This is a genomic window from Thiomonas islandica, from assembly GCF_055383445.1.
The window spans coordinates 2,645,174-2,665,911 of record NZ_AP042391.1; the positions used below are offsets into that span (position 1 = coordinate 2,645,174).

Consider the following 20,738-nt stretch of genomic DNA (forward strand, 5'->3'; position numbering starts at 1 on the left):
GTTCAGCCGTAGCGCTTTTCAAAATCCTGCAGGTAGTCGACCAAGGCCTGCACACCGGCCAGCGGCATGGCGTTGTAGATCGACGCCCGCATGCCGCCGACCGATTTGTGACCCTTGATCTGCAGCAGCCCCGCCTGCTCTGCGCCTTGCAGGAATGCAGCGTTCAGCGCAGGCTCGCGCAGGTGAAACGGCACGTTCATGCGTGAGCGGCAGTCTGGCGCCACCCGGGTTTCGTAGAGCTGGGAGGCGTCGAGCGCGTCGTACAGCAGCCGTGCCTTGGCAATGTTGCGCGCCTCTACGGCGTCTAGCCCGTCTAGGCCTTCGAAGCGCTGGCGCTTGATCCACTGCAGCACTAGACCCGCAATATAGATCGCATAGGTCGGCGGGGTGTTGAACATCGAGTGGCTGGCAGCGACCAGCGCGTAATCGAACGCGCTGGGGCAATGCGGCAGAGCGTGGCCGAGCAGGTCGCGGCGTACGATCACCAGGGTCAGGCCCGCGGGGCCGATGTTCTTCTGCGCGCCAGCGTAGATGCAGGCATAGCGCGACACCTCGATGCGGCGCGACAGGATGTGCGAGGACATATCGGCCACCAGCGGCACGCCGCGGCTGTCGGGCACGAAATGGAACTCGACACCATCGATGGTCTCATTGGTGCAGATGTGCAGGTACTGTGCATCGGGCCGGATGTTCCAGGTGGCGTTGTCGGGAATGTAGCCATAGCCCTGCTCACCGTGTGCGCTGGCGCTCAGGTGTACGTCGCAGTACTTGCGTGCCTCGATCTGGCTTTTCTGCGACCAGCTGCCGGTGACCACATAGTCGGCCTTGGCGCCGCGCGACAGATTGAGCGGCACGATCGCGTTTTCGGCAATGGCCCCGCCCTGCATGAACAGCACCGCGTAGTCATCGGGAATGCCCAGCAGTGCACGCAGATCGGCCTCGGCCTGGGTAATGATGGATTCGAACTGCGGGCCGCGATGGCTCATTTCCATCACGCTCATGCCGCTGCCGTGCCAGTCGAGCATCTCGTGAGCCGCCTGCTGCAGCACCTCCTCGGGAATCGCCGCCGGTCCGGCGGAAAAGTTGTAGGGTCGTTGCATCAGCGTCCTCGGCTATTCAGAGACCGCACTGCTGCCGGGTGTGGCCTCATCGTCCGCGTCGGCCTCAACCACGGGCTGGACCTGGGTGAGCCTGGCGCCAGGATCGAGCGCGATCAGGGTCACGCCCTGCGTGGCGCGGCCCATCTCGCGGATTTCGGCCACACGGGTGCGCACCAATACACCGGTGTCGGTGATCAGCATGATTTCGTCGCTTTCCCGCACCAGGCAGGCCGCGACCACCTTGCCGTTGCGCTCGGAGGTCTGGATCGCGATCATGCCCTTGGTGCCGCGGCCGTGGCGGGTGTATTCAGCAATCGGGGTACGCTTGCCGTAGCCGTTTTCAGTGGCGGTGAGCACGCTCTGCGTTTCGTCCTCGGCCACCAGCAGGGCGATGACGCTCTGTCCCTCCTCGAGCTGCATGCCGCGCACGCCGCGCGCCGCGCGGCCCATCGGCCGCACATCGGCTTCGTCAAAACGTACCGCCTTGCCCGCGTCGGAAAACAGCATCACGTCGTGCCGGCCATCGGTGATCGCCGCGCCGATGAGGTAGTCGTCATCGTCAAGTTCCACTGCAATGATGCCGGCGGTGCGGCGGTTGGCAAACGCATCCAGCGGCGTTTTCTTGACCGTGCCGCGCGCGGTGGCCATGAACACATAGTGCTCGGCATCGAAGGTCTTGACCGGCAGAACCGTGGTGATTTTCTCGCCCGGCTGCAGCGGAAACAGATTGACTAGCGGCTTGCCGCGCGAGCCGCGTCCGCCCATCGGCGCCTCGTAGACCTTCATCCAGTACACCCGGCCGCGATTGGAAAAGCACAGCAGCATATCGTGGGTGTTGGCCACGAAAAGCTGCTCGATCCAGTCGTCCTCCTTGGTGCCGGTGGCCAGCTTGCCGCGCCCGCCGCGGCGCTGCGCGCGGTACTCGGCCAGCGGCTGGCTCTTGATATAGCCCGCGTGCGAGATGGTGACCACGAGATCCTGCGGGGTGATGAGATCTTCGACATCGATGTCGTAGGCGTTGACCTCGATCTGCGAGCGCCGGGCATCGCCGAACTCGTCGCGCAGCGCACGCATTTCGGTCTCAATGATGTCGGTCATGCGCTCGGGCTTGGCAAGAATGTCGAGCAGATCGGCGATCTGCGCCATCACGTCCTTGTATTCGCCGACGATCTTGTCCTGCTCCAGCCCGGTCAGGCGCTGCAGACGCATCTGCAGGATTTCCTGCGCCTGGGTGTCGCTCAACCGGTAGCCCTCGGGCTTCAGACCGAAGCGCGGGTCGAGGTCGTCCGGCTGGAACTGGGCGATGTCGCCTTCCACGCGAGAGAGCATGGCCCGCGCCTCGCCGGGCTCCCACACTTCGGCGAGCAGCCGCTCCTTGGCTACGGGCGGCGTGGGCGCTGCCTTGATGAGTTCGATCATGCGATCGACATTGGCCAGCGCCACTGCCAAGCCTTCCAGCACATGCCCACGCTCGCGCGCCTTGCGCAGGTCGAACACGGTACGGCGGGTGATGATCTCACGGCGATGCGACAGGAACGCCGCGATGAGTTGCTGCAGATTGAGCAGGCGCGGCTGCCCGTCGACTAGCGCCACCATGTTGACGCTGAAGGTGTCCTGCAGCTGGGTCTGCTTGTACAGGTTGTTGAGCACCACCTCGGGCACTTCTCCGCGCTTGAGCTCGATCACCACGCGCATGCCGGACTTATCCGACTCGTCCTGGATGTGGCTAATGCCTTCGAGCTTTTTCTCTTGCACCAGCTCGGCGATGCGCTCGAGCAGGGTGCGCTTGTTCACCTGATAGGGCAGTTCATCGACGATGATGGCCTGACGCTGGCCCTTGTCGAGATCCTCGAAATGGCAGCGCGCCCGCATCACCACCCGGCCGCGACCGGTGCGGTAGGCGTCGCGCACGCCGGAAGTGCCATAGATGATGCCCGCCGTGGGGAAATCCGGCGCAGGAACGTGCTCCATCAGTTCCTCGACCGTCGCCTCGGGGTGGCGTAGCAGGTGCAGGCAGGCGTCGAGCACCTCGCCCAGGTTATGCGGCGGAATATTGGTGGCCATGCCCACCGCAATACCCGATGAGCCGTTGATCAGCAGGTTGGGCAGGCGCGTGGGCAGCAGCAGCGGCTCCTGCTCCGAGCCGTCGTAGTTTGGGCCGAAATCGACCGTTTCTTTGTCGATGTCGGCCAGCATTTCATGCGCGATTTTCGACAGCCGGATTTCGGTGTAACGCATGGCCGCAGCGTTGTCGCCATCGACCGAGCCGAAGTTGCCCTGCCCGTCGACCAGCATGTAGCGCAGCGAAAAAGCCTGCGCCATGCGCACGATGGTGTCGTACACCGACTGATCGCCGTGCGGGTGATATTTACCGATCACATCACCAACGATGCGCGCCGATTTTTTGTACGGCCGGTTCCAGGCGTTGCCCAGTTCGTGCATGGCGTACAGCACCCGGCGATGCACGGGCTTGAGCCCGTCGCGTGCATCGGGCAGGGCTCGCCCCACGATCACGCTCATGGCGTAATCCAGATAGGAGCGGCGCATTTCCGACTCGAGGCTGATCGGCAGTGTTTCTTTGGCGAATAGGGACATGGATAATGTGTGCGGCGGTCGTTTTGTGCATCTGCGGCCCAGCGCGGCCTGCCAGGTTTGGCACGCGGCAGGCCTGATGCGCGCCCGGTAGCACCCCAGGGCAGGCCAGCGATCTTAGCAGCCGAGCTTCACGCAGCTGCTGCCGCACGGGTGTTCATTCCTGCAGCGCCGCGTACCCGGGTTTGCGTTGCCTTCTAGCAACAGTTCTTTCGTCACATCGCAACAGACCGTAAAGCCTGCCCACATCCAGATTGATCGTCACGGTCAATGTGGCACAATCAATCCGGGTTTATCTGTAACGCATTCGCCTAGCGACGGCGGGTAGGGTGGGCGGTGTCGAAATGATGCCTTCGCAGCCCAAACGCCCGTCGCTTATCATGAACACACGCAGTTCATGCTGCGATGAACGATCTACGACCGAGAGGAAAAAACATGAGCCACAACCAAAAAATCGCCAAATTGTTCGCGGCAGCCATCATCGCTGCGTCGTCGCTGACCGCCGCACATGCAGCCGAGAGCCGCAGCATCAACAACTGGCAAGACCCCTATGGTCTGACCTGGATGAACGGTGACAACAAGCTGTGCTGGCAAGACAATTTCTGGACACCCGCGACCGCCTCCAACGAGGCCTGCGGCTTGCCCGTGGTCGCCAAGGCTGAGCCCGCACCGGCTCCCGCCCCGGCCCCGGCCCCCGCTCCGGCGCCTGCTCCCGCCCCGGCCCCTGCTCCGGTGCCGGTGAGCGAAAAGGTCACCTACTCTGCCGACACTTTCTTCCAGTTCAACAAGGCTGTGCTGTTGCCCGCTGGCAAGGAAAAGCTGGACGAACTGGCCGAGAAGATCAAGGGCATCAATCTGGAAGTCGTGATTTCCACCGGCTACACCGACAGCTTCGGCAGCGTAGCCTACAACCAGAAGCTCTCGGTGCGCCGTGCGGAAGCGGTCAAGGCTTATCTGGTGAGCAAGGGTATCCCGGCGGACAAGATCTATGTCGAAGGCAAGGGCAAGACCGACTTCCGCGTCGACCCGAAGAGCTGCAAGGGCACGTTCAAGCAACAGGTCGAGTGCCAGGCCCCTAACCGCCGCGCCGTGGTGGAAGTGGTTGGCACGCACATGGTCACCAAGTGAGTCGCGGCCAGACGCGGCCTACGGTAAAAAGCCCCGCCCAGGGGCAGCCGCTCGCCTAACCTGTTGAAAAGCAGGGCCTGACGGCATACTGCCCCGTAAGTTCAGCGACTTACGGGGCAGTTTTTTTGGTATCTCCAATCACTTTTCCAGCATCCCCGAAGGCGCGGATTCCGCAGGCCTCGGAATATGCGTTCTTTGGCGGTGCAAGCGGCCGCTGCAAGTGAACTTCTGCAAGAACCCGCGTGCGCCAATGACGGCGTACCTGCCGCGACTGCGGTGAAGTACGCACGGCGAGCCAAGGCCAGGGCTACTCCTGGCGTCGACTACCGGCTCGACGCACTCGGGGCGGCAGGTCTGCCGAACTTGCACTGCCTCTGCGCAAGGAGTCCACTCCCCTTCAGAGCAACCTTGGCGTAGCCGAGGCGCTGACCCGCCACTTTGCGCCTTTCGTCGTCCGGACGCCCTTGTGCTTGAACTCATGCCGACCGGCGAACAGCAGCGGCAGATGCGCCGCTTCGCGGGCTCGTGCCGGTTTGTGTTCAACAAGGCGCTGGCGTTGCAGCCAAAACCACGCTTTTGTTTGTATCGAGGACTTGCAGGTGCGGAACATGTCCAGGTCAGCGGCGGGCAGCACCGAGCAGCCGGGCAGAAACGTTCGGGCCAAGTCTGGCTTGAACAAGTCCATCCTCGACCAAGGCGAGCCGCACCTGTCCGTGCTGCGGCAAGGTGTCGGCGGACAATCGCCAGACGTAAGCCCGGTTCGTGTGTGGAGCGGTTTCGAGGAAAACGCCGATGTGGCCGGCGCGATCTATGCGCTAAGGGCGGGACAGGCCCGGTTCGCCTGTGAGCGGTGCAGCAATGCCGCCAGCAGCAGGAACCCACCGAAGCGACTCAGGGGCGGATCAATGCGGTGCCTGAGCGCCGTAGGAATCGTCTGCCTTCAGGCCAGGGAGGATATCAATACTGAGTAAGCGAATGGCTTGGCCCTGGAGGGCTTTTTTGTTTTCGGCGGCGCCAGACTGTTCACCGGCTGCAGCGATATAGTCTGGCATATCCCCCACCGTTCACAGGAAAGACAGTATGGATCACGCCGATCTGAAGCATGGCACTGTCGCCATGCCAGAGCTGCCCGCGATGGAACCGCTTTGGATGCCGTTCACGGCCAACCGCCAATTCAAATCCGCTCCGCGCCTGCTGGTCGGCGCCCAGGGCATGTATTACCGCACGCACGACGGGCGACTGGTTCTCGACGGGACCGCCGGCCTGTGGTGTGTCAACGCCGGGCACGGCCGCGCCGAAATCAGCGCGGCAATCGCCCGCCAGGCGCAGGAAATGGACTATGCCCCGCCTTTCCAGATGGGCCATCCGCTGCAGTTCGAGGCGGCCAGCCTGCTGGCCGACATCGCTCCGGGCGATCTGAAAAAGGTGTTCTTCACCAATTCCGGCTCGGAGTCGGTCGACTCGGCGCTGAAAATCGCCCTGGCCTATCACCGCGCCCGCGGCGACGGCACCCGCACCCTGTTCATCGGACGGGAGAGGGGCTATCACGGAGTGGGCTTTGGCGGCATCTCGGTGGGCGGGATGGTGGCAAACCGCAAGGTTTTCCGTGGCTCGTTGCTGCCGAATGTCGATCATCTACCGCACACCTATTCGGCGCAGCATCAGTCGTTTTCGCGCGGCGAGCCGCAATGGGGCGCCCACCTGGCGGACGATCTGGAACGGCTGGTTGCGCTGCACGATGCAAGCAATATCGCCGCGGTGATTGTCGAGCCAGTGGCTGGTTCGACCGGTGTGCTCGTTCCACCCAAGGGGTACCTGCAGCGCCTGCGCAGCCTGTGCGACAAGCACGGCATTTTGCTAATCTTCGACGAGGTCATCACCGCATATGGCCGTCTGGGCACGCCGTTCGCGGCCCAATACTTCGAGGTCACGCCAGACATCATCACCACGGCCAAGGCGGTCAACAATGCGGCTGTACCGATGGGGGCGGTGTTCGTGCGCAACGACATCTACGACACCATCGTCAACGCCGCGCCAGAGGGCACGGTAGAGTTTTTCCACGGCTATACCTATTCGGGGCACCCGCTGGCCATGGCGGCGGTCGTGGCCACGCAACAGATTTATCGACGCGAGCATCTGCTGACCCGTGTCCGGGACGAGGGCATCGCCGCATACTGGGAACAGGCGTTGCATGCGCTGCGCGACGCGCGCCATGTGCAGGATCTGCGCAACATCGGGCTGATCGGCGGCATCGAACTGCAGTCCCGTCCTAGCGCATTCGGCAAACGCGCACACGAGGCATTCATCGGCTGCTATGAACGGGGGGTTCTGGTGCGCTATACCGGTGACACCATTGCGCTGTCTCCACCGCTGATCATCGAGCGCAGCCAGATCGACCAGATCATGTCGACCATCCGCGAGGTGCTGCACACCATCGATTGATCCGGCAGGCGACCCGTCGGCCTGCCGGGTTTTTCATGGCTTGCTGCGCCGATTGCGCTGCTGGCCGCACACACCGGTTAAAGTGCGCACGAACTCACCTGTCCCGAAGTCTGCATGGAATCGTTATTGCGCTGGTTCATCCCCTGGGAGCTGTCCGTCCCCGCACTGGCACTGCTGGCGCTGGCAGCGGTTGTGTATCTGCGCGGTTGCCGGCGCCACCGTCCTTCTGTGTCGCGTCAGTTGCGGTTCTGGCTGGGATGGGTGCTGATGTGGCAGGCATTCCAGACGCGCTGGGACTATTACGCCGAGCATCAGTTTTTCGTGCACATCACCCAGCAACTCACGCTGCACGACATTGCGCCGCTGCTCATCATGTGGAGTTACCCGCTGCCGACCCTGCGTGCGGGCATTCCTCTGAGCTGGCGGCTGCGCTGGCTGCATCCGCTGCAGCGCAATGTGGTCGTGCGCGGAGTCAAACTGGTGCTGTTCAACCCGGCGATCGCCGCGGTACTGTTCGGTGGCATGGCGCTGCTGTGGCTGATCCCGTCGTTTCACCCCTTTGTCATGCTCAACGCGCCGACCTACCGCTTGATGAACTGGAGCATGGCGCTCGATGGTTTGCTGTTCTGGTGGCTGGTGCTGGACACGCGCCCGAGCCCGCCGGCGCATCTCTCACCGGGCAAGCGCGTGTTGCTGCCTCTGGTGGCGATGCTGCCCACCATGGTCTGGGGTGCAATTCTGGCGCTGAGCATGACTGATTACTACCCGATCTACCAGATCTGCGGGCGTGCCATCAACCTTGATCCGCTGACCGATCAGCACCTGGGCGGCCTGATTCTCTGGATTCCCGGATCGTTCTCGATGGTGCTCGGCAGCCTGATCGCGCTGCGCATGTGGATGCGGCTGTCGGACCGCGGTCGCCTTCCGGCGCGCCACGCCGCAGACAAGCAAGTGGCCGCCGCCGCAGTCGCGCCGCCTCCTGCTGCCTGATCTTCGCCTGCGGCAGCGTTCACCGCCCGCGGCTGCGCCCTCCGTTGGGCTTTCCGCCCTTGCCTGCCTTGCGGCTGCCGCTCGTCTTTTTCGAGACCCCGGCTGCCGCAGCGGATGGGCTGGCCTCCGCGTTGGTGACCGAGACCGCAGCCCGCCGTCGTGTCTTTTTGCCACCAGCAGACGCGGCGCCGGCGACGGACACACGCGACTTGCGCAGACCTGCGGAGGTCTGCAGATTGAGGGTGAACAGGTCGTCGTCCAGTCCCTTGATCTCGCCCGAAGTCGGCAGCGTCTTGTTCGACGGGCCGGGCTTGGCCCCTTCGCGAACCAGCCGGAAGTCGATCTTGCGTCCGTCCAGATCGACCCGGCTGACCTGCACCAGCAAGCGCCCGCCCAGCGCGTAGCGGATCCCGGTGCGCTCGCCGCGCAGTTCACCGCGCGCCTCGTCGTAGCGGAAGTAGTCGGCGCCGATCTCCGAAACATGCACCAAGCCCTCGACGAACAGGGCGTCGAGCTGCACGAACAGACCGAAGCTGGTGACCGCGGTGATCGTGCCGACATATTCCTCGCCAAGCTTATCGCGCATGTACCAGCACTTGAGCCAGCTCTCGACATCGCGGCTGGCTTCATCTGCGCGGCGTTCGTTGGCCGAGCAGTGCACGCCGACCGCTTCCCAGATCGGCAAGTCCTGCGCCTGCGGCTTCGACAGCGGCGCAGCGGGCGCAATGCTGGTCGCGCTGCGCTGTGGGGCGCGACGCGCGTTTTGCTCGCCGCGGTTCATTTCCACCCGCGCGCTGAACCGCGGGGTGTAGCGCCGCCCTTCGAGAATCGCCTTGATGCCGCGGTGGGTGAGCAGGTCCGGGTAGCGCCGGATCGGGCTGGTGAAATGCGTATAGGCCGGATACGCCAGTCCGAAGTGCCCGCTGTTGTGCGGTGTGTAGATGGCCTGCTGCATCGAGCGCAACAGCAAGGTCTGGATTTGCAGGGCGTCGGGCCGGTTTTCGATCGACTTGGCCAAGACCTGATAGTCCGCCGGCTCCGGCGTGCCCTCGCCGCCCAGGCTCAGCCCCAGATTGCGCAGCAGCGTGCGCAATGTTTCGAGCTTCTCGGGCGTGGGTCCCTCATGCACCCGGTATAGCGCGAGCTGCTGGTTGCTCTCCAGAAAATGCGCTGCGCAGACATTGGCCGCGAGCATGCATTCTTCGATCAGGCGGTGCGCATCGTTGCGCTGCCGCGGAATGATGGCCTCGATCTTGCCGGCGGCGTTCACCACGATCTGCGTTTCCGGAATGTCCAAATCGAGCGCGCCGCGCACCTGCCGCGACTGAAGCAAGGCGTTGAACACGCCGTGCAGATTGAGCAGATGCGGCACCAGCTCGGCGCGCTCGCGCGCGAGCTTGCCCGCGGTGTTGGACAGAATGTCTGCCACCTCGGTGTAGGTCAGGCGCGCATGCGAACGCATCACGGCGGGATAGAACTGGTAGGCCTTCATCTCGCCCTGCGCCGTGATCAGCATGTCGCACACCATGCACAGCCGGTCCACCTGCGGGTTGAGCGAGCATAGCCCGTTGCTCAGTTTCTCCGGCAGCATAGGAATGACCCGGCGCGGAAAATACACCGAGGTTGCCCGCTCCAGCGCGTCGGCATCGAGCTCGGTGCCTTCGCGCACATAGTGCGACACATCCGCAATCGCCACGAGCAGGCGCCAGCCCTTGGCGCGGCCAACGCGCGCCGGTTCGCAGTACACCGCATCGTCGAAATCCCGGGCATCCTCCCCGTCGATGGTCACCAGCGCGACATCGCGCAGGTCGATCCGTCCGACCATGTCCTCGTCGCGCACCGCATCGGGCAGCGCGGCACTCTCTTGCAGCGCGCCGGCGGAGAACACATGCGGCACGCCGTACTTGCGCACCGCGATTTCGATTTCCATGCCCGGGTCATCCAACTCGCCCAGCACCTCCAGCACCCGCCCAACCGGCTGCACGTTCGGCAGCGGCGGCTGCGTGATCTGCGCACTGACCACCTGCCCGGCCCGCGCTTTGCCCACGCCATCGGGAGAAATCAGAATGTCCTGCACATAACGACGATCCTCTGGAGCCAGCAGCCAAGTGCCGCCCTCCTGGAGAAGACGGCCGATGATGGGCCGCGAGCTGCGCTCCAGGATGGCGACCACCTGACCTTCGATGCGGCCGCGGCGGTCGGGCTTGCCTACCCGCACACTCACACGGTCAAGATGCAGCACGGTGCGCATCTGCTGCGGGGACAAATAGATATTTGGCCCGCCGTCATCTGGCGTAACAAAGCCATGACCATCGCGGTGACCACGCACAATACCTTCAACAATCACGGGAAATCCTTTGTCCTGCAGCGAAATTGCTGCGATGTCTTGGCCGAGTCATCCCACGGGATGAGGCACGGCGTTGCTTTTGCTGCCATTATCGCCTCTGGAATGCAGCGTGGCTCGTGGCGCGCGGCTCTTTACAGGCCTGTCTCCTGTGTTATGATGTCAGACTTGATTGCCCAGATGGCGGAATTGGTAGACGCACTAGTTTCAGGTACTAGCGCCGCGAGGCGTGGAGGTTCGAGTCCTCTTCTGGGCACCAAAAATTGTTGAAACACAAACGGGGGATTTCGATTCCCCGTTTTGTTTTGTGCTGCTATTGCAGCCCCAGGCCGGGATGGCGGAATCGGTAGACGCAGTGGACTCAAAATCCACCGCCCTTAAAGCGTGCGGGTTCGAGTCCCGCTCCCGGCACCAGAAAACGAGCACTTGCGCAAATTTTCTATTTCCTAACGGCGCATTGCTTTCGGGTCGCTTCCGGGTGACCGCCCCACGAGCAGCGACGCACGGCTTGATAGCCGCGCTCGAACAGCTCAGTTTTAGCGGCAAGCGACAGCCACGAATCCAGAAACCTGTAGGGCCACGCATCCACCGGCAGCACCGTCGCGCCTGTCTGCATCGCCTACGCTACCAGGTTGCCCTCGTTCGAGTTGAGCATGGTGCCGATGCCGCCTACGCCTTCGGCTATCTCGACGCCGACGGGCAAACGTTCCGCCAGATCCCGCTGAGCAAGGCCATGCGTCCCGAAGCCCCTGACACGCTCATGCCCATGGCAGTGCAGTCAGTCCTCTACGCTCACATGGCCGAGCGGGCCGCAGACCTGATGCGCACTGGTAAACGTCCGGGCGAACAGGTTTTGGCCGAGCGCGAGACCGTACCGCGGTGGTTTGGCCCCATGCTCGAAGCCATCTTCGGGCCGATGTTCGAGCGCACAATCTGCTCGGCGGTGACGGCCTTTGTCGATGTCGACGCCCGCGGCGGCCTGGCCGTCGATCTGGGCCGCGGCAATGGCTGGTACCTGCCCGCGCTGGCACAGCGCTACGGCAAGCTGCGTGGCCTGGGCATCGACGACTTCGAGGAAAGCATCACCCAGACACGAGCCCTGGCACAGCAAAGCGGGCTGTCGGACCGGCTGCGCTTCCAGCACGGCAACATCCATGCATCATCTTGGACGAGCCCGCCGACCTGATTGCCATGAACCGCACGCTGCATCATGTGTGGGAAAAGACTCGCAGATGCTGTTCGACTGGTTGCGCACCAATCTCAAGCCGAGTGGGTATGTGTGATATGGGGGGAGCCAGCCTGGCCCGCCGATCGAGCGGCCCTGCGCGAACCCAGCCATCGCGGCATGGCGTTTCAGGATCTGAGCGAACAGATCCATGGCAACCGCTTCTTTCAGCCAGAGGAAATCCAAGCAACATTTGCCCAAACCGGCATGACCTCCACCGTGCATCTCTTCGCGCAAGGCAACGGGGCCGTGGTGGTGACCAGGCGCTGAGTGCGCACAGCCATGCTGCAAGACATTTCCCAGCGCCGACCAACTGCAACGAGACCGGATGGACTCGGGGAACTCGTCCACCCATCCGCACAACAAGCCCAGATCTCGCAGACGCAAAGGCGCAATCCGAACGCACTGCCTGCCAAAAACGACTGCGCGAAAGTAAAAACCCAAGTGACATGAATGACTTGGGATTCATTCTGGCGGAGAGAGGGGGATTCGAACCCCCGAAGGGCTATTCACCCTTACACGCTTTCCAGGCGTGCGACTTAAACCGCTCATCCATCTCTCCGGCAACCTATAACTATAGCAGGCAAAAGAGAGCGGCTGCTGGCTCAGTGCGACTTGCCGAGTTGCTCGAGGATGGCGGGATTTTCCAGGGTGGAGGTATCTTGTGTCACCGCCTCGCCTCTGGCCAACGAGCGCAGCAGGCGGCGCATGATCTTGCCGCTGCGGGTCTTGGGCAGGTTGTCGCCAAAGCGAATGTCCTTGGGCTTGGCGATGGGGCCAATTTCCATGCCGACGTGGGTGCGCAGTTCGGCGGCGATCGCCAGCGCCTCGTCGCCCTGCGGCCGGGTGCGCTTGAGCACGACAAAGGCGCAGATGGCCTCGCCGGTGATGTCGTCCGGGCGGCCGACCACGGCGGCTTCGGCCACCAGCGGATGCGACACCAGCGCCGATTCGATTTCCATCGTGCCCATGCGGTGTCCTGATACGTTGAGCACGTCATCGATGCGGCCGGTGATGGTGAAGTAACCGTCGTTCGGATCGCGGATCGCACCGTCGCCAGCCAGGTAGTAGCCGCGCAATTCCTCGGGGTAGTAGCTCTTTTTGAACCGTTGTGGGTCGCCCCAGATGGTGCGGATCATCGATGGCCAGGGCTTTTTGATCACCAGGATACCGCCGGTGCCCCATGGTACGTCGTGGCCGGTTTCGTCGACCACGTCGGCGATGATACCCGGCAGCGGCAGGGTGCAGGAACCGGGAACCATCGGTGTGGCGCCGGGAAGCGGGGTGATCATGTGCCCGCCGGTCTCTGTCTGCCACCAGGTGTCGACGATCGGGCAGCGCCGGCCGCCAACATGCTCGTAGTACCACTCCCAGGCCGCCGGGTTGATCGGCTCGCCGACGCTGCCGAGGATGCGCAGGCTGCTGAGATCGTAGTTGCGTGGGTGCACCTGAGCGTTGGTTTCCGCGGCCTTGATGATCGAGCGGATCGCAGTCGGCGCGGTGTAGAAAATGGAAACCTTGTGGTCCTGGATTATGCGCCAGAACCTGCCGGCGTCGGGATAGGTGGGCACGCCTTCGAACACCACTTCGGTGGCGCCGCAGGCCAGCGGGCCGTAGGTGATGTAGGTGTGACCGGTCACCCAGCCGATGTCTGCAGTGCACCAGAACAGATCGTCGGCGCGGATGTCGAAGGTCCACAGCATGGTCAGCTTGGCCCACAGCAGATAACCGCCGCTGGAGTGCTGCACCCCTTTGGGCTTGCCGGTGGAGCCGGAGGTGTAGAGCAGGAACAGCGGATGCTCGGCCTCGACCCACTCGGGCGCACAGTCGGCAGATTCTGCGTCGCTGAGCGCGTCCATCCACAGATCGCGCGCAGGATCGAAGGCAACCTCTCCGCCTGTGCGACGGTAGACGACGACATGGCGCACGCTGTCGCATCCTCCGAGGCCCAGCGCCTCATCAACGATGGCCTTGAGCGGCAACGACTTGCCGCCGCGGCGCTGCTCGTCAGCGGTGATCACCAGCACTGCGCCAGCGTCCTCGATACGATCGCGCAGCGACTGCGCGGAAAACCCGCCGAACACCACGGAGTGCGTAGCGCCGATGCGCGCACAGGCCTGCATCGCCACCACGCCTTCGATCGACATGGGCATGTAGATCACCACCCGGTCGCCCTTTTTCACGCCGAGCCGCTTGAGCGCATTGGCAAAGCGGCCCACCTTGTCGAGCAGCTGGGCATAGCTGACCCGGGTGACGGTGCCATCGTCGGCCTCGAACACGATCGCGGTCTTGTCGCCCCGCCCGGCCTGCACATGCACGTCCAGGCAGTTGTAGGAGACATTGAGTCTGCCGTCGTCGAACCATTTGTAGAACGGCGCCTGGCTTTCATCGAGCACATGGGTGAAGGGCTGTTGCCAGTGCAGATGCTCGCGCGCCAGTTCGGCCCAGAATCCGGTGTAGTCGGCCTCGGCTTTGGCGCACAGTGCGCGGTAGGTGTCCATTCCAGAGATACGGGCGGACTGCACCGCCTGTTGCGGCGGGTAATAAACCTTGCGCTCGTGCGGGTGTGCGGTGGAATCACTCATGACAGTCTCCTGGGTTCTGTGGAATCGGTGAAGAAAAACGCGCTGACCAACAGCGACATGTGAATTTTGCGCCCTTACGCAGCCCTGACGCAGCGGCGCCGCGCGGGATTTCCCTGCGAGCGCCGACATCGACCCATAAAATCTGCAGACGGCCGCAAACACCTTGTCCAAAACGCCTTGTCCGCAAACCGCATGGCGCACCAGCCCAACCGGCAGCCCACCTCATTCTCACAACGACCACGTTCACACCATGCCCACCACCGTCCGTGCCGCCGATCTGCAAGAGAGCATCGCCGCGGCGCTCCAGTTCATCAGCTACTACCACCCGGCCGATTACATTACCCATCTGGCGCGCGCGTATGAGCGCGAGCAATCGCCTGCAGCACGCGATGCGATCGCGCAGATCCTGACCAACAGCCGCATGTGCGCGCAGGGCCATCGTCCCATCTGCCAGGACACGGGAATCGTCAACGTGTTCCTCGACATCGGCCTGGACGTGCGGCTCGATGGCTTTCACCATGGCTTGGACGCGGTGGTCAATGCCGCCGTGCGCGATGCTTACACCCACCCCGACAACCTGCTGCGCGCCTCCATCGTCGATGACCCGATCTTCAGCCGCAAGAACACCCGCGACAACACCCCGGCAATGATCCAGGTCAACCTCGTTCCAGGCAACACCGTGTCGGTCAAGGTGGCGGCCAAGGGCGGCGGCAGCGAGAACAAGAGCAAGTTCATCATGATGAACCCCAGCGACAGCATCGAGGACTGGGTGCTCAAGACCGTGCCGACCATGGGCGCCGGCTGGTGTCCGCCCGGCATGCTGGGCATCGGCGTGGGCGGCACCGCGGAAAAGACCATGCTGATGGCGAAGGAAGCGCTGATGGAGGATATCGACATGTCGGAGCTGCTGGCGCGCGGGCCACAAAACCGGCTGGAGGAACTGCGCATCTCGCTGTACGAAAAGATCAACGCGCTGGGCATCGGCGCGCAGGGTCTGGGCGGACTGACCACCGTGCTCGACGTGAAGATCAAGACCTACCCCTGCCATGCCGCAAGTAAACCGGTGGCCCTGATCCCGAACTGCGCCGCTACCCGTCACGCGCACTTCGTGCTCGACGGCAGCGGCCCGGTGTACCTGGAGCCGCCGAGCCTTGATCTCTGGCCGGATGTGCAGTGGGTGCCGGATGCCGTGCGCAGCCGGCGGGTCAACCTCGACACCCTGACCCGCGAGGAGGTGGCGAGCTGGCAACCGGGCGAGACGCTGCTGCTGTCGGGCGAGCTGCTCACCGGGCGCGACGCGGCGCACCAGCGCATCGCCGATTTGCTGGCGCGCGGCGAGCCGCTGCCGGTGGACTTCACTAATCGCGTGATCTACTACGTCGGCCCGGTCGATCCGGTGCGCGACGAGGTCGTCGGCCCTGCCGGCCCGACCACGGCCACGCGCATGGACAAATTCGTCGAGATGATGCTCTCACGCACCGGCCTACTGGCGATGATCGGCAAGGGCGAGCGTGGGCCGCAGGCGATCGAGGCGATCAAGCGGCACCGCAGCGCCTCGCTGATCGCAGTCGGCGGCGCGGCCTACCTAGTCGCCAAGGCGATCAAGTCGGCGCGCGTGGTCGCTTTCGAAGACCTCGGCATGGAGGCGATCTATGCCTTCACCGTGCGGGATATGCCAGTGACCGTAGCGGTCGACGCGCGCGGCAACTCGGTGCACGAGACCGGGCCGGCGCAGTGGAAGGCGCGTATCGCGCAGATTCCGCTCACAGCAGCCTGAACCTTCTGTCATGACCGCAGCGCCGCCCCTTGACTCCGTACTCTGCCCGCTTTGTGGCGAGCCAAACGGCTGCGCTATGGCCAGCAGCGGGTCTGTGAATGCGTCGTGCTGGTGCACGAGTGTGTGCATCGCTGCGCAAACGCTCAGCAGCCTTCCCGCCGACCTGCGCGGCGCGGCCTGCCTTTGCCGGCGCTGCGCGACCGCCCAGACCGCTGCGCCCGGCACTCGGCCATGAGCGTCCCCGCCTGCATCGGCGTGTTCGACTCGGGCGTTGGCGGGCTGACCGTGCTGCGCGCACTGCATTCGCATCTCCCCGGTGTGCCGCTGATCTATGTCGCCGATTCCGCGCACGCGCCGTACGGCGACCGCAGCGAGGACTTCATCGTGCAGCGCGCGCGCAGCATCAGCCAGTTCCTGCTCGAGCACGGTGCGCGGCTCATCGTCGTCGCCTGCAACACGGCCACCGCCGCAGCAATCGCTACGCTGCGCGCCGAGTTCGAGTTGCCTTTCGTCGGCATCGAGCCAGGCATCAAGCCGGCGCTGGCACAAAGCCGCAGCGGCCGCGTCGGCGTGCTGGCCACGCCGGCGACGCTGCGCAGCGCCAAGTTCCGCGCGCTGCTGCAGGCGCATGCCGCGCACGCCGTGCCCGTCCTGCAGCCCTGCCCAGGGCTGGCCGACGCGATCGAGCGCGGCGATTTGCAGTCGCCCGCGCTACACGCCATGATCCGCCAGTACTGCGCACCGCTGCGCGAGGCCGGCTGCGACACCGTCGTGCTCGGCTGCACGCACTATCCCCTCGTCGCCGCGGCGATCCAGGCCGAGCTCGGCGCACAGGTGCGTCTGCTCGATACCGCCGAGCCCGTCGCCCGCCAAGCTGCGCGGATGTGGACGCACGGCGCGAGCGCCGAGCGCGTGCCGCCTCGGCTCTACACCAATGGCGATGTCGCCGTGCTGCGCCGCATGGCGGCGCTGTGCGGGCTGGACACAGCCGAGCTTCACCACCGGCCGACTGTTCCTGGACGGCCCGCAGTCTGACTTCAGCACGGCGCGCGCAACCTAGCGTGCTGGCCGCCTGCGGTCTGCCCCGCGTTCACCCCGCACGCCTGCTGGTCGCGCAATCTGCAGTGATTGCATTTCGACAGGCGTGAGATCGCGCGCGATCAAATCCAGTCCTAGCCAGACTTCAGGGCAAATACTGGGCAGATTAGGTCCTGTGGACGCCATTTGCGCAGGTGCACAAATAGCGTTCACAGGCGCCAGTTCAAGAAATTTCTGCAATCCGTGTAAACCCTAGTTTTTCAATCGCACCGCACGGTTTGTGACCCGTGTCACGCACATATAGATCAATCTGCAAGTCTCGATCGGCCAATTGCGAAAGGTCAAATCCATACTGCGAACGTCTGCCGATACTCCATCCAGTAACAAATTGTCGCTATTTGAAACAACAAGGTGCACATCGCACCGAGACAAGGAGTCGATATGGATTGGGTCGGGCTTTATCCCACCTGGTACGAACCGGGCCTGGGCAGCGGGTGGATCGTCGGCATCATCGCCACGATCCACGTCTTAGCGTCGCACACCTCGGTCGGCGCGGCCATCTTGTTTGCCTACCTAGCAGTGGTCGCGTACCGCCGCAACCAGCCGCAGCTGCTGGACTACATCCGCAAATACGGCATGTTCCTGCTGGTGTTCTCGTACGTTATCGGCTCGATCACCGGACCGGGCATCTGGTACAGCACCACGGTCGCCAGCCCGCGTGGTATCTCGGCGCTGATCCACAGCTTTGTGTGGAAATGGGCGACCGAGTGGGTGTTCTTCGTCATCGAGGTGGTCGGCGTCTATCTGGTGATCTATCTGGCCGGTCGGGTGGATCAGCGCACGCACATGCGCATTGCGGTGATCTTCGGCATGGCCTCGTACACCACCATGCTGATCATCCTGGGCATCCTGTCGTTCATGATGGTGCCGGGCAAGGAGGTCTGGTACACACAGGGCGGCTATCTCAACGGCTTCTATGGCAGCAACACCTTCGCCCAGCTCGCCATGCGCACCGCGTTCATGTTCACCATGACAGCAGTCGTTGGCGGCATCGTTGCGGCGCGCATCACCGACCCGGCTTTCAAGCGCGAAATTTCGCGCAAGCTGGCCTGGCTGGGCATCGCGTCGTCGATCACCGGCGCGGCGCTGTTCCAGTGGTATATCCGCACCCTGCCGGAAACCGCGCATCTGGTAATAGACAACCGCCTGCCTTCTTATTTCCAGCCGGCCATCGTCACCGTGCTGCTGGGCATTCTCGCGTATTTTGTGATGACCCTGATTTCCTCGCGCACCCTGGTGGTGTGGGGCGCCTCCGCCGCCACCGTGGTCATCCTGGTGTTCGGCCTGTGGCCGGAGGAGGTCGCGCGCGAGTCGATGCGCAAACCCTGGGTGGCCGGGCAATACGTCTACTCTAATCAGGTCATCGGCCGTGACGTACCTGGCATGAACATCAAGAGCGAAATCCCGCTTCTGGAGGCGCACGGTTTTCTCAAGACGCAAGTCTTCGTGCCCGATAACCTGCGCGTGATCACTCCGGACAACATGCTCAAGGTGGGCGAATCACTGGCGCTGACCGCCTGCTCCAACTGCCACTCGCTCAGCGACACCGGCATGCGGCCTCTGCACAAGTATTTCGGGGCCACGACCAACGTCAGTGAAGTCGAGTCCTACCTACGCGGCGCACTGTCTACCGGAGCCACGCTCTACATGCCGATGATTCCGCTCAAGCCGGAAGAGGCCGAGGCGCTGGCGGTCTACATCGTGCACATGAAGCAGCCGCAGGCCGCGGTCGCACACATCCAGCACAAGGCAGCGCTGGCACTGGCCGATAAGGCGACCGCCCAGCCTACAACCCGCACCACAGAGGCCCGCTGACATGAACTCCGAAATGCTCTATGCCCTGCGCGACGTCGCAGGAGTGCCCACTCATCCCATCGTGTTCCTGGTGTTGGGCGTGCTGACCTTCGCCCTGCACATCGCCGCAGTCCACGTCATGCTGGGCAGTACCGCTGTGGCGCTGACCAACGCCTTCAGCCAGGATCCGATGCGCCGTCGCCTGGCCGCAGCGATGACCACGACCGCCAAGATCGCCGTGTCGGTGGCCGTGGTGCTCGGCGTTGCCCCGCTGCTGTTCGTGCAGGTCACCTACGACCCGTTCTGGTACACCAGCAACGTGCTGTCAGCCTGGTGGGCGATCGGCTTCATCGTGCTGCTGATCGCGGGCTACATGGCGCTTTACTTCTTCTACAGCCGCAATTACCACCTGGACGATCCGCAGCATGCGGTGCGATCGGGCTGGAGCATCGTGGCGGCGCTGGCGCTGTTCCTGGTGGTGGGTTTCATCATGCATGTGCTCACCCACCAGATGCTCAGCCCTGAAAAGTGGATGCAGTGGTACGCCCCCGGCGGTGAGATCAACCCGCACGGGCGTACCTTGCACGACTACAACCTCTGGCGCTACGGCTTTTTCATCTCGCTGGCAGCGCCGGTGACAGGCGCATGGCTTTATGCCTACCGCCGCTATCTCAAGGCAGGCCAGCGCGCGGATGTGACCTACCTGCAATGGGTCGGCCGTCTGGCTGGCAAGATGCTCAACATCGGGGGCGCGGTCGCGCTGGTCTTTCTGGGCGGCTGGATGGCCTCTGTGCCCGCCAACATTGCCGGGTTTGCCACCTCGCCGGTGGTCTTGCTCAGCGGAGCGCTGTTGCTGCTGACCGTCGTCTCTGCCGCCTTGCTCGGCCAGCGCACGCTCGAGACCTCGCTAGGCTATGCGCCATTCGCCTTCGGTGCCGTGGCGTTGATTGCCGTGGCCGCGCTGCGCGAAGTGCTGCGCTACACCGTGCTGCAGGGCGTACATGGCTATGACGTGTTCACCTACCCGGTGCATCTGGACTGGTACAGCAATGTGCTGTTCTTCGCCACCTTCGCCCTCATCGGCGGCAGCACCCTGACGTACTTCCTCACTATCGCGTGGAAGGTCGGGCACACGCCCAAGGGCCAGATCTATACGCCTTCTGCGGCCGTCGACCGCATCGGCACCATCTCGATGTGGCTCGTGGGCCTGTGGATCGTGCAGTTTTTCGTCGTCGGCTTCATTGTCTGGGCGCGTTAAGGATTGCCATGCGACTCCAACATCTCACCCTCATCCTGATTGCCATCGTGTTCGCCATCGGTCTGCTCGGCGCCACGGCCCCCGTGTTTGCCGCGCCCGCGACCGTAGCCCCCGCCGCAGCTTCGGCTAAACCGGCGGTACTGCCACCCGGCCCAACCACGCCGCCCAGCGGAGCCGCCATCGCGCAGACCTGCGCCGGCTGCCACGGCACCGATGGCCGCATCAAGAACGCCGCCTTCATGCCGCTGGCCGGCATGCCCAAGGAGCAGTTCGTGCAGGCCATGCGCGATTTCCGCAGTGGCAAGCGCCCCGCCACACTGATGCGCCATGTGGCCGAAGGCTTCACCGACGCCGAAACCGACGCCATGGCGAGCTACTTCGCCAAAGTCAAACCGGAGTGAACAT

At 63.7% G+C, this 20,738-nt stretch carries 17 protein-coding genes and 3 tRNA genes; 14 read left to right on the top strand and 6 right to left on the bottom strand.

Annotated features, from left to right (window positions below; all coding sequences use genetic code 11):
- Nucleotides 1–2 precede the first annotated feature (2 nt).
- Nucleotides 3–1,100 (bottom strand): 3-phosphoserine/phosphohydroxythreonine transaminase, encoded by a 1,098-nt coding sequence (gene serC / locus ACZ47F_RS12790; RefSeq protein ID WP_464925069.1) that lies wholly within the window; start codon nucleotides 1,098–1,100, stop codon nucleotides 3–5.
- A gap of 12 nt (nucleotides 1,101–1,112) precedes the next feature.
- A complete protein-coding gene (gene gyrA, locus ACZ47F_RS12795; RefSeq protein ID WP_464925070.1) occupies nucleotides 1,113–3,695 on the bottom strand; it encodes a DNA gyrase subunit A in 2,583 nt (860 codons plus the stop codon).
- A 432-nt stretch (nucleotides 3,696–4,127) separates the two neighbouring features.
- Here gyrA and ompA point away from each other — a divergent pair, with 432 nt between their 5' ends.
- On the top strand, nucleotides 4,128–4,820 hold the full coding sequence (gene ompA, locus ACZ47F_RS12800; RefSeq protein WP_464925071.1) for an outer membrane protein OmpA: 693 nt from the start codon (nucleotides 4,128–4,130) through the stop codon (nucleotides 4,818–4,820).
- A 505-nt stretch (nucleotides 4,821–5,325) separates the two neighbouring features.
- Nucleotides 5,326–5,667, top strand: coding sequence for a helix-turn-helix domain-containing protein (locus ACZ47F_RS12805; protein ID WP_464926643.1), 342 nt, complete (start codon nucleotides 5,326–5,328; stop codon nucleotides 5,665–5,667).
- A gap of 55 nt (nucleotides 5,668–5,722) precedes the next feature.
- Here the strand turns inward: ACZ47F_RS12805 and ACZ47F_RS12810 are convergent, their stop codons facing one another.
- Nucleotides 5,723–5,872 (bottom strand): hypothetical protein, encoded by a 150-nt coding sequence (locus ACZ47F_RS12810; RefSeq protein ID WP_464925072.1) that lies wholly within the window; start codon nucleotides 5,870–5,872, stop codon nucleotides 5,723–5,725.
- 28 nt (nucleotides 5,873–5,900) lie between these two features.
- On the opposite strand from ACZ47F_RS12810, the gene aptA reads away from it, so the two are divergent.
- Both aptA and ACZ47F_RS12820 read left to right on the top strand, forming a co-directional pair.
- Entirely contained in the window at nucleotides 5,901–7,262 is a 1,362-nt protein-coding gene (gene aptA / locus ACZ47F_RS12815) for an omega-aminotransferase AptA (protein ID WP_464925073.1), read from the top strand.
- Nucleotides 7,263–7,376: 114 nt separating this feature from the next.
- Complete coding sequence (locus tag ACZ47F_RS12820) at nucleotides 7,377–8,252, top strand: cytochrome c oxidase assembly protein (protein WP_464925074.1); 876 nt, start codon at nucleotides 7,377–7,379, stop codon at nucleotides 8,250–8,252.
- Between the two features lie 19 nt (nucleotides 8,253–8,271).
- Here the strand turns inward: ACZ47F_RS12820 and rnr are convergent, their stop codons facing one another.
- Complete coding sequence (gene rnr / locus ACZ47F_RS12825) at nucleotides 8,272–10,599, bottom strand: ribonuclease R (protein ID WP_464925075.1); 2,328 nt, start codon at nucleotides 10,597–10,599, stop codon at nucleotides 8,272–8,274.
- Between the two features lie 171 nt (nucleotides 10,600–10,770).
- Here rnr and ACZ47F_RS12830 point away from each other — a divergent pair.
- From ACZ47F_RS12830 to ACZ47F_RS12845, 4 genes are all read left to right on the top strand, one after another.
- Nucleotides 10,771–10,855 (top strand) — tRNA-Leu (locus ACZ47F_RS12830).
- Nucleotides 10,856–10,924: 69 nt separating this feature from the next.
- Nucleotides 10,925–11,010 (top strand) — tRNA-Leu (locus ACZ47F_RS12835).
- 94 nt (nucleotides 11,011–11,104) lie between these two features.
- The gene (locus tag ACZ47F_RS12840; RefSeq protein WP_464925076.1) at nucleotides 11,105–11,782 is read left to right on the top strand and encodes a hypothetical protein; all 678 of its coding nucleotides are present in this window, start codon (nucleotides 11,105–11,107) and stop codon (nucleotides 11,780–11,782) included.
- Between the two features lie 159 nt (nucleotides 11,783–11,941).
- Complete coding sequence (locus ACZ47F_RS12845; protein ID WP_464925077.1) at nucleotides 11,942–12,091, top strand: hypothetical protein; 150 nt, start codon at nucleotides 11,942–11,944, stop codon at nucleotides 12,089–12,091.
- Nucleotides 12,092–12,292: 201 nt separating this feature from the next.
- Here the strand turns inward: ACZ47F_RS12845 and ACZ47F_RS12850 are convergent.
- A tRNA-Ser gene (locus tag ACZ47F_RS12850) sits at nucleotides 12,293–12,383 on the bottom strand.
- Nucleotides 12,384–12,426: 43 nt separating this feature from the next.
- A complete protein-coding gene (gene acs / locus ACZ47F_RS12855) occupies nucleotides 12,427–14,406 on the bottom strand; it encodes an acetate--CoA ligase (protein WP_464925078.1) in 1,980 nt (659 codons plus the stop codon).
- Nucleotides 14,407–14,656: 250 nt separating this feature from the next.
- On the opposite strand from acs, the gene ACZ47F_RS12860 reads away from it, so the two are divergent.
- The 6 genes from ACZ47F_RS12860 to ACZ47F_RS12885 all read left to right on the top strand — a co-directional run bounded on the left by ACZ47F_RS12860 (nucleotide 14,657) and on the right by ACZ47F_RS12885 (nucleotide 20,734).
- Nucleotides 14,657–16,183 carry a fumarate hydratase gene (locus ACZ47F_RS12860; protein ID WP_464925079.1) on the top strand — a complete coding sequence of 509 codons (1,527 nt, stop codon included), beginning with the start codon at nucleotides 14,657–14,659 and terminating at the stop codon, nucleotides 16,181–16,183.
- Between the two features lie 76 nt (nucleotides 16,184–16,259).
- Nucleotides 16,260–16,418: a cysteine-rich CWC family protein gene (locus tag ACZ47F_RS12865; protein ID WP_464925080.1), complete on the top strand. Its 159-nt coding sequence runs from the start codon at nucleotides 16,260–16,262 to the stop codon at nucleotides 16,416–16,418.
- Complete coding sequence (gene murI, locus ACZ47F_RS12870) at nucleotides 16,415–17,218, top strand: glutamate racemase (protein ID WP_464925081.1); 804 nt, start codon at nucleotides 16,415–16,417, stop codon at nucleotides 17,216–17,218. The genes ACZ47F_RS12865 and murI overlap by 4 nt, the downstream gene beginning before the upstream one ends.
- Before the next feature lie 444 nt (nucleotides 17,219–17,662).
- The gene (locus ACZ47F_RS12875) at nucleotides 17,663–19,096 is read left to right on the top strand and encodes a cytochrome c (RefSeq protein ID WP_464925082.1); all 1,434 of its coding nucleotides are present in this window, start codon (nucleotides 17,663–17,665) and stop codon (nucleotides 19,094–19,096) included.
- A gap of 1 nt (nucleotide 19,097) precedes the next feature.
- Nucleotides 19,098–20,333, top strand: a complete 1,236-nt coding sequence (locus ACZ47F_RS12880; protein WP_464925083.1) for a hypothetical protein — start codon at nucleotides 19,098–19,100, stop codon at nucleotides 20,331–20,333.
- A gap of 8 nt (nucleotides 20,334–20,341) precedes the next feature.
- Nucleotides 20,342–20,734, top strand: a complete 393-nt coding sequence (locus tag ACZ47F_RS12885) for a c-type cytochrome (protein ID WP_464925084.1) — start codon at nucleotides 20,342–20,344, stop codon at nucleotides 20,732–20,734.
- The last annotated feature ends 4 nt before the right edge of the window (nucleotides 20,735–20,738 follow it).

Excerpts from the sequence above, each read along its gene's own strand:
- ACZ47F_RS12845 (WP_464925077.1), top strand. The coding sequence starts at position 11,942 with ATGGCGTTTCAGGATCTGAGCGAACAGATCCATGGCAACCGCTTCTTT.
- acs (WP_464925078.1), bottom strand. The coding sequence starts at position 14,406 with ATGAGTGATTCCACCGCACACCCGCACGAGCGCAAGGTTTATTACCCG.
- ACZ47F_RS12820 (WP_464925074.1), top strand. The coding sequence starts at position 7,377 with ATGGAATCGTTATTGCGCTGGTTCATCCCCTGGGAGCTGTCCGTCCCC.
- ompA (WP_464925071.1), top strand. The coding sequence starts at position 4,128 with ATGAGCCACAACCAAAAAATCGCCAAATTGTTCGCGGCAGCCATCATC.
- ACZ47F_RS12885 (WP_464925084.1), top strand. The coding sequence starts at position 20,342 with ATGCGACTCCAACATCTCACCCTCATCCTGATTGCCATCGTGTTCGCC.
- ACZ47F_RS12805 (WP_464926643.1), top strand. The coding sequence starts at position 5,326 with ATGCGCCGCTTCGCGGGCTCGTGCCGGTTTGTGTTCAACAAGGCGCTG.
- aptA (WP_464925073.1), top strand. The coding sequence starts at position 5,901 with ATGGATCACGCCGATCTGAAGCATGGCACTGTCGCCATGCCAGAGCTG.
- murI (WP_464925081.1), top strand. The coding sequence starts at position 16,415 with ATGAGCGTCCCCGCCTGCATCGGCGTGTTCGACTCGGGCGTTGGCGGG.
- ACZ47F_RS12860 (WP_464925079.1), top strand. The coding sequence starts at position 14,657 with ATGCCCACCACCGTCCGTGCCGCCGATCTGCAAGAGAGCATCGCCGCG.
- gyrA (WP_464925070.1), bottom strand. The coding sequence starts at position 3,695 with ATGTCCCTATTCGCCAAAGAAACACTGCCGATCAGCCTCGAGTCGGAA.
- ACZ47F_RS12865 (WP_464925080.1), top strand. The coding sequence starts at position 16,260 with ATGGCCAGCAGCGGGTCTGTGAATGCGTCGTGCTGGTGCACGAGTGTG.
- ACZ47F_RS12880 (WP_464925083.1), top strand. The coding sequence starts at position 19,098 with ATGAACTCCGAAATGCTCTATGCCCTGCGCGACGTCGCAGGAGTGCCC.
- serC (WP_464925069.1), bottom strand. The coding sequence starts at position 1,100 with ATGCAACGACCCTACAACTTTTCCGCCGGACCGGCGGCGATTCCCGAG.
- ACZ47F_RS12875 (WP_464925082.1), top strand. The coding sequence starts at position 17,663 with ATGGATTGGGTCGGGCTTTATCCCACCTGGTACGAACCGGGCCTGGGC.
- ACZ47F_RS12810 (WP_464925072.1), bottom strand. The coding sequence starts at position 5,872 with ATGCCAGACTATATCGCTGCAGCCGGTGAACAGTCTGGCGCCGCCGAA.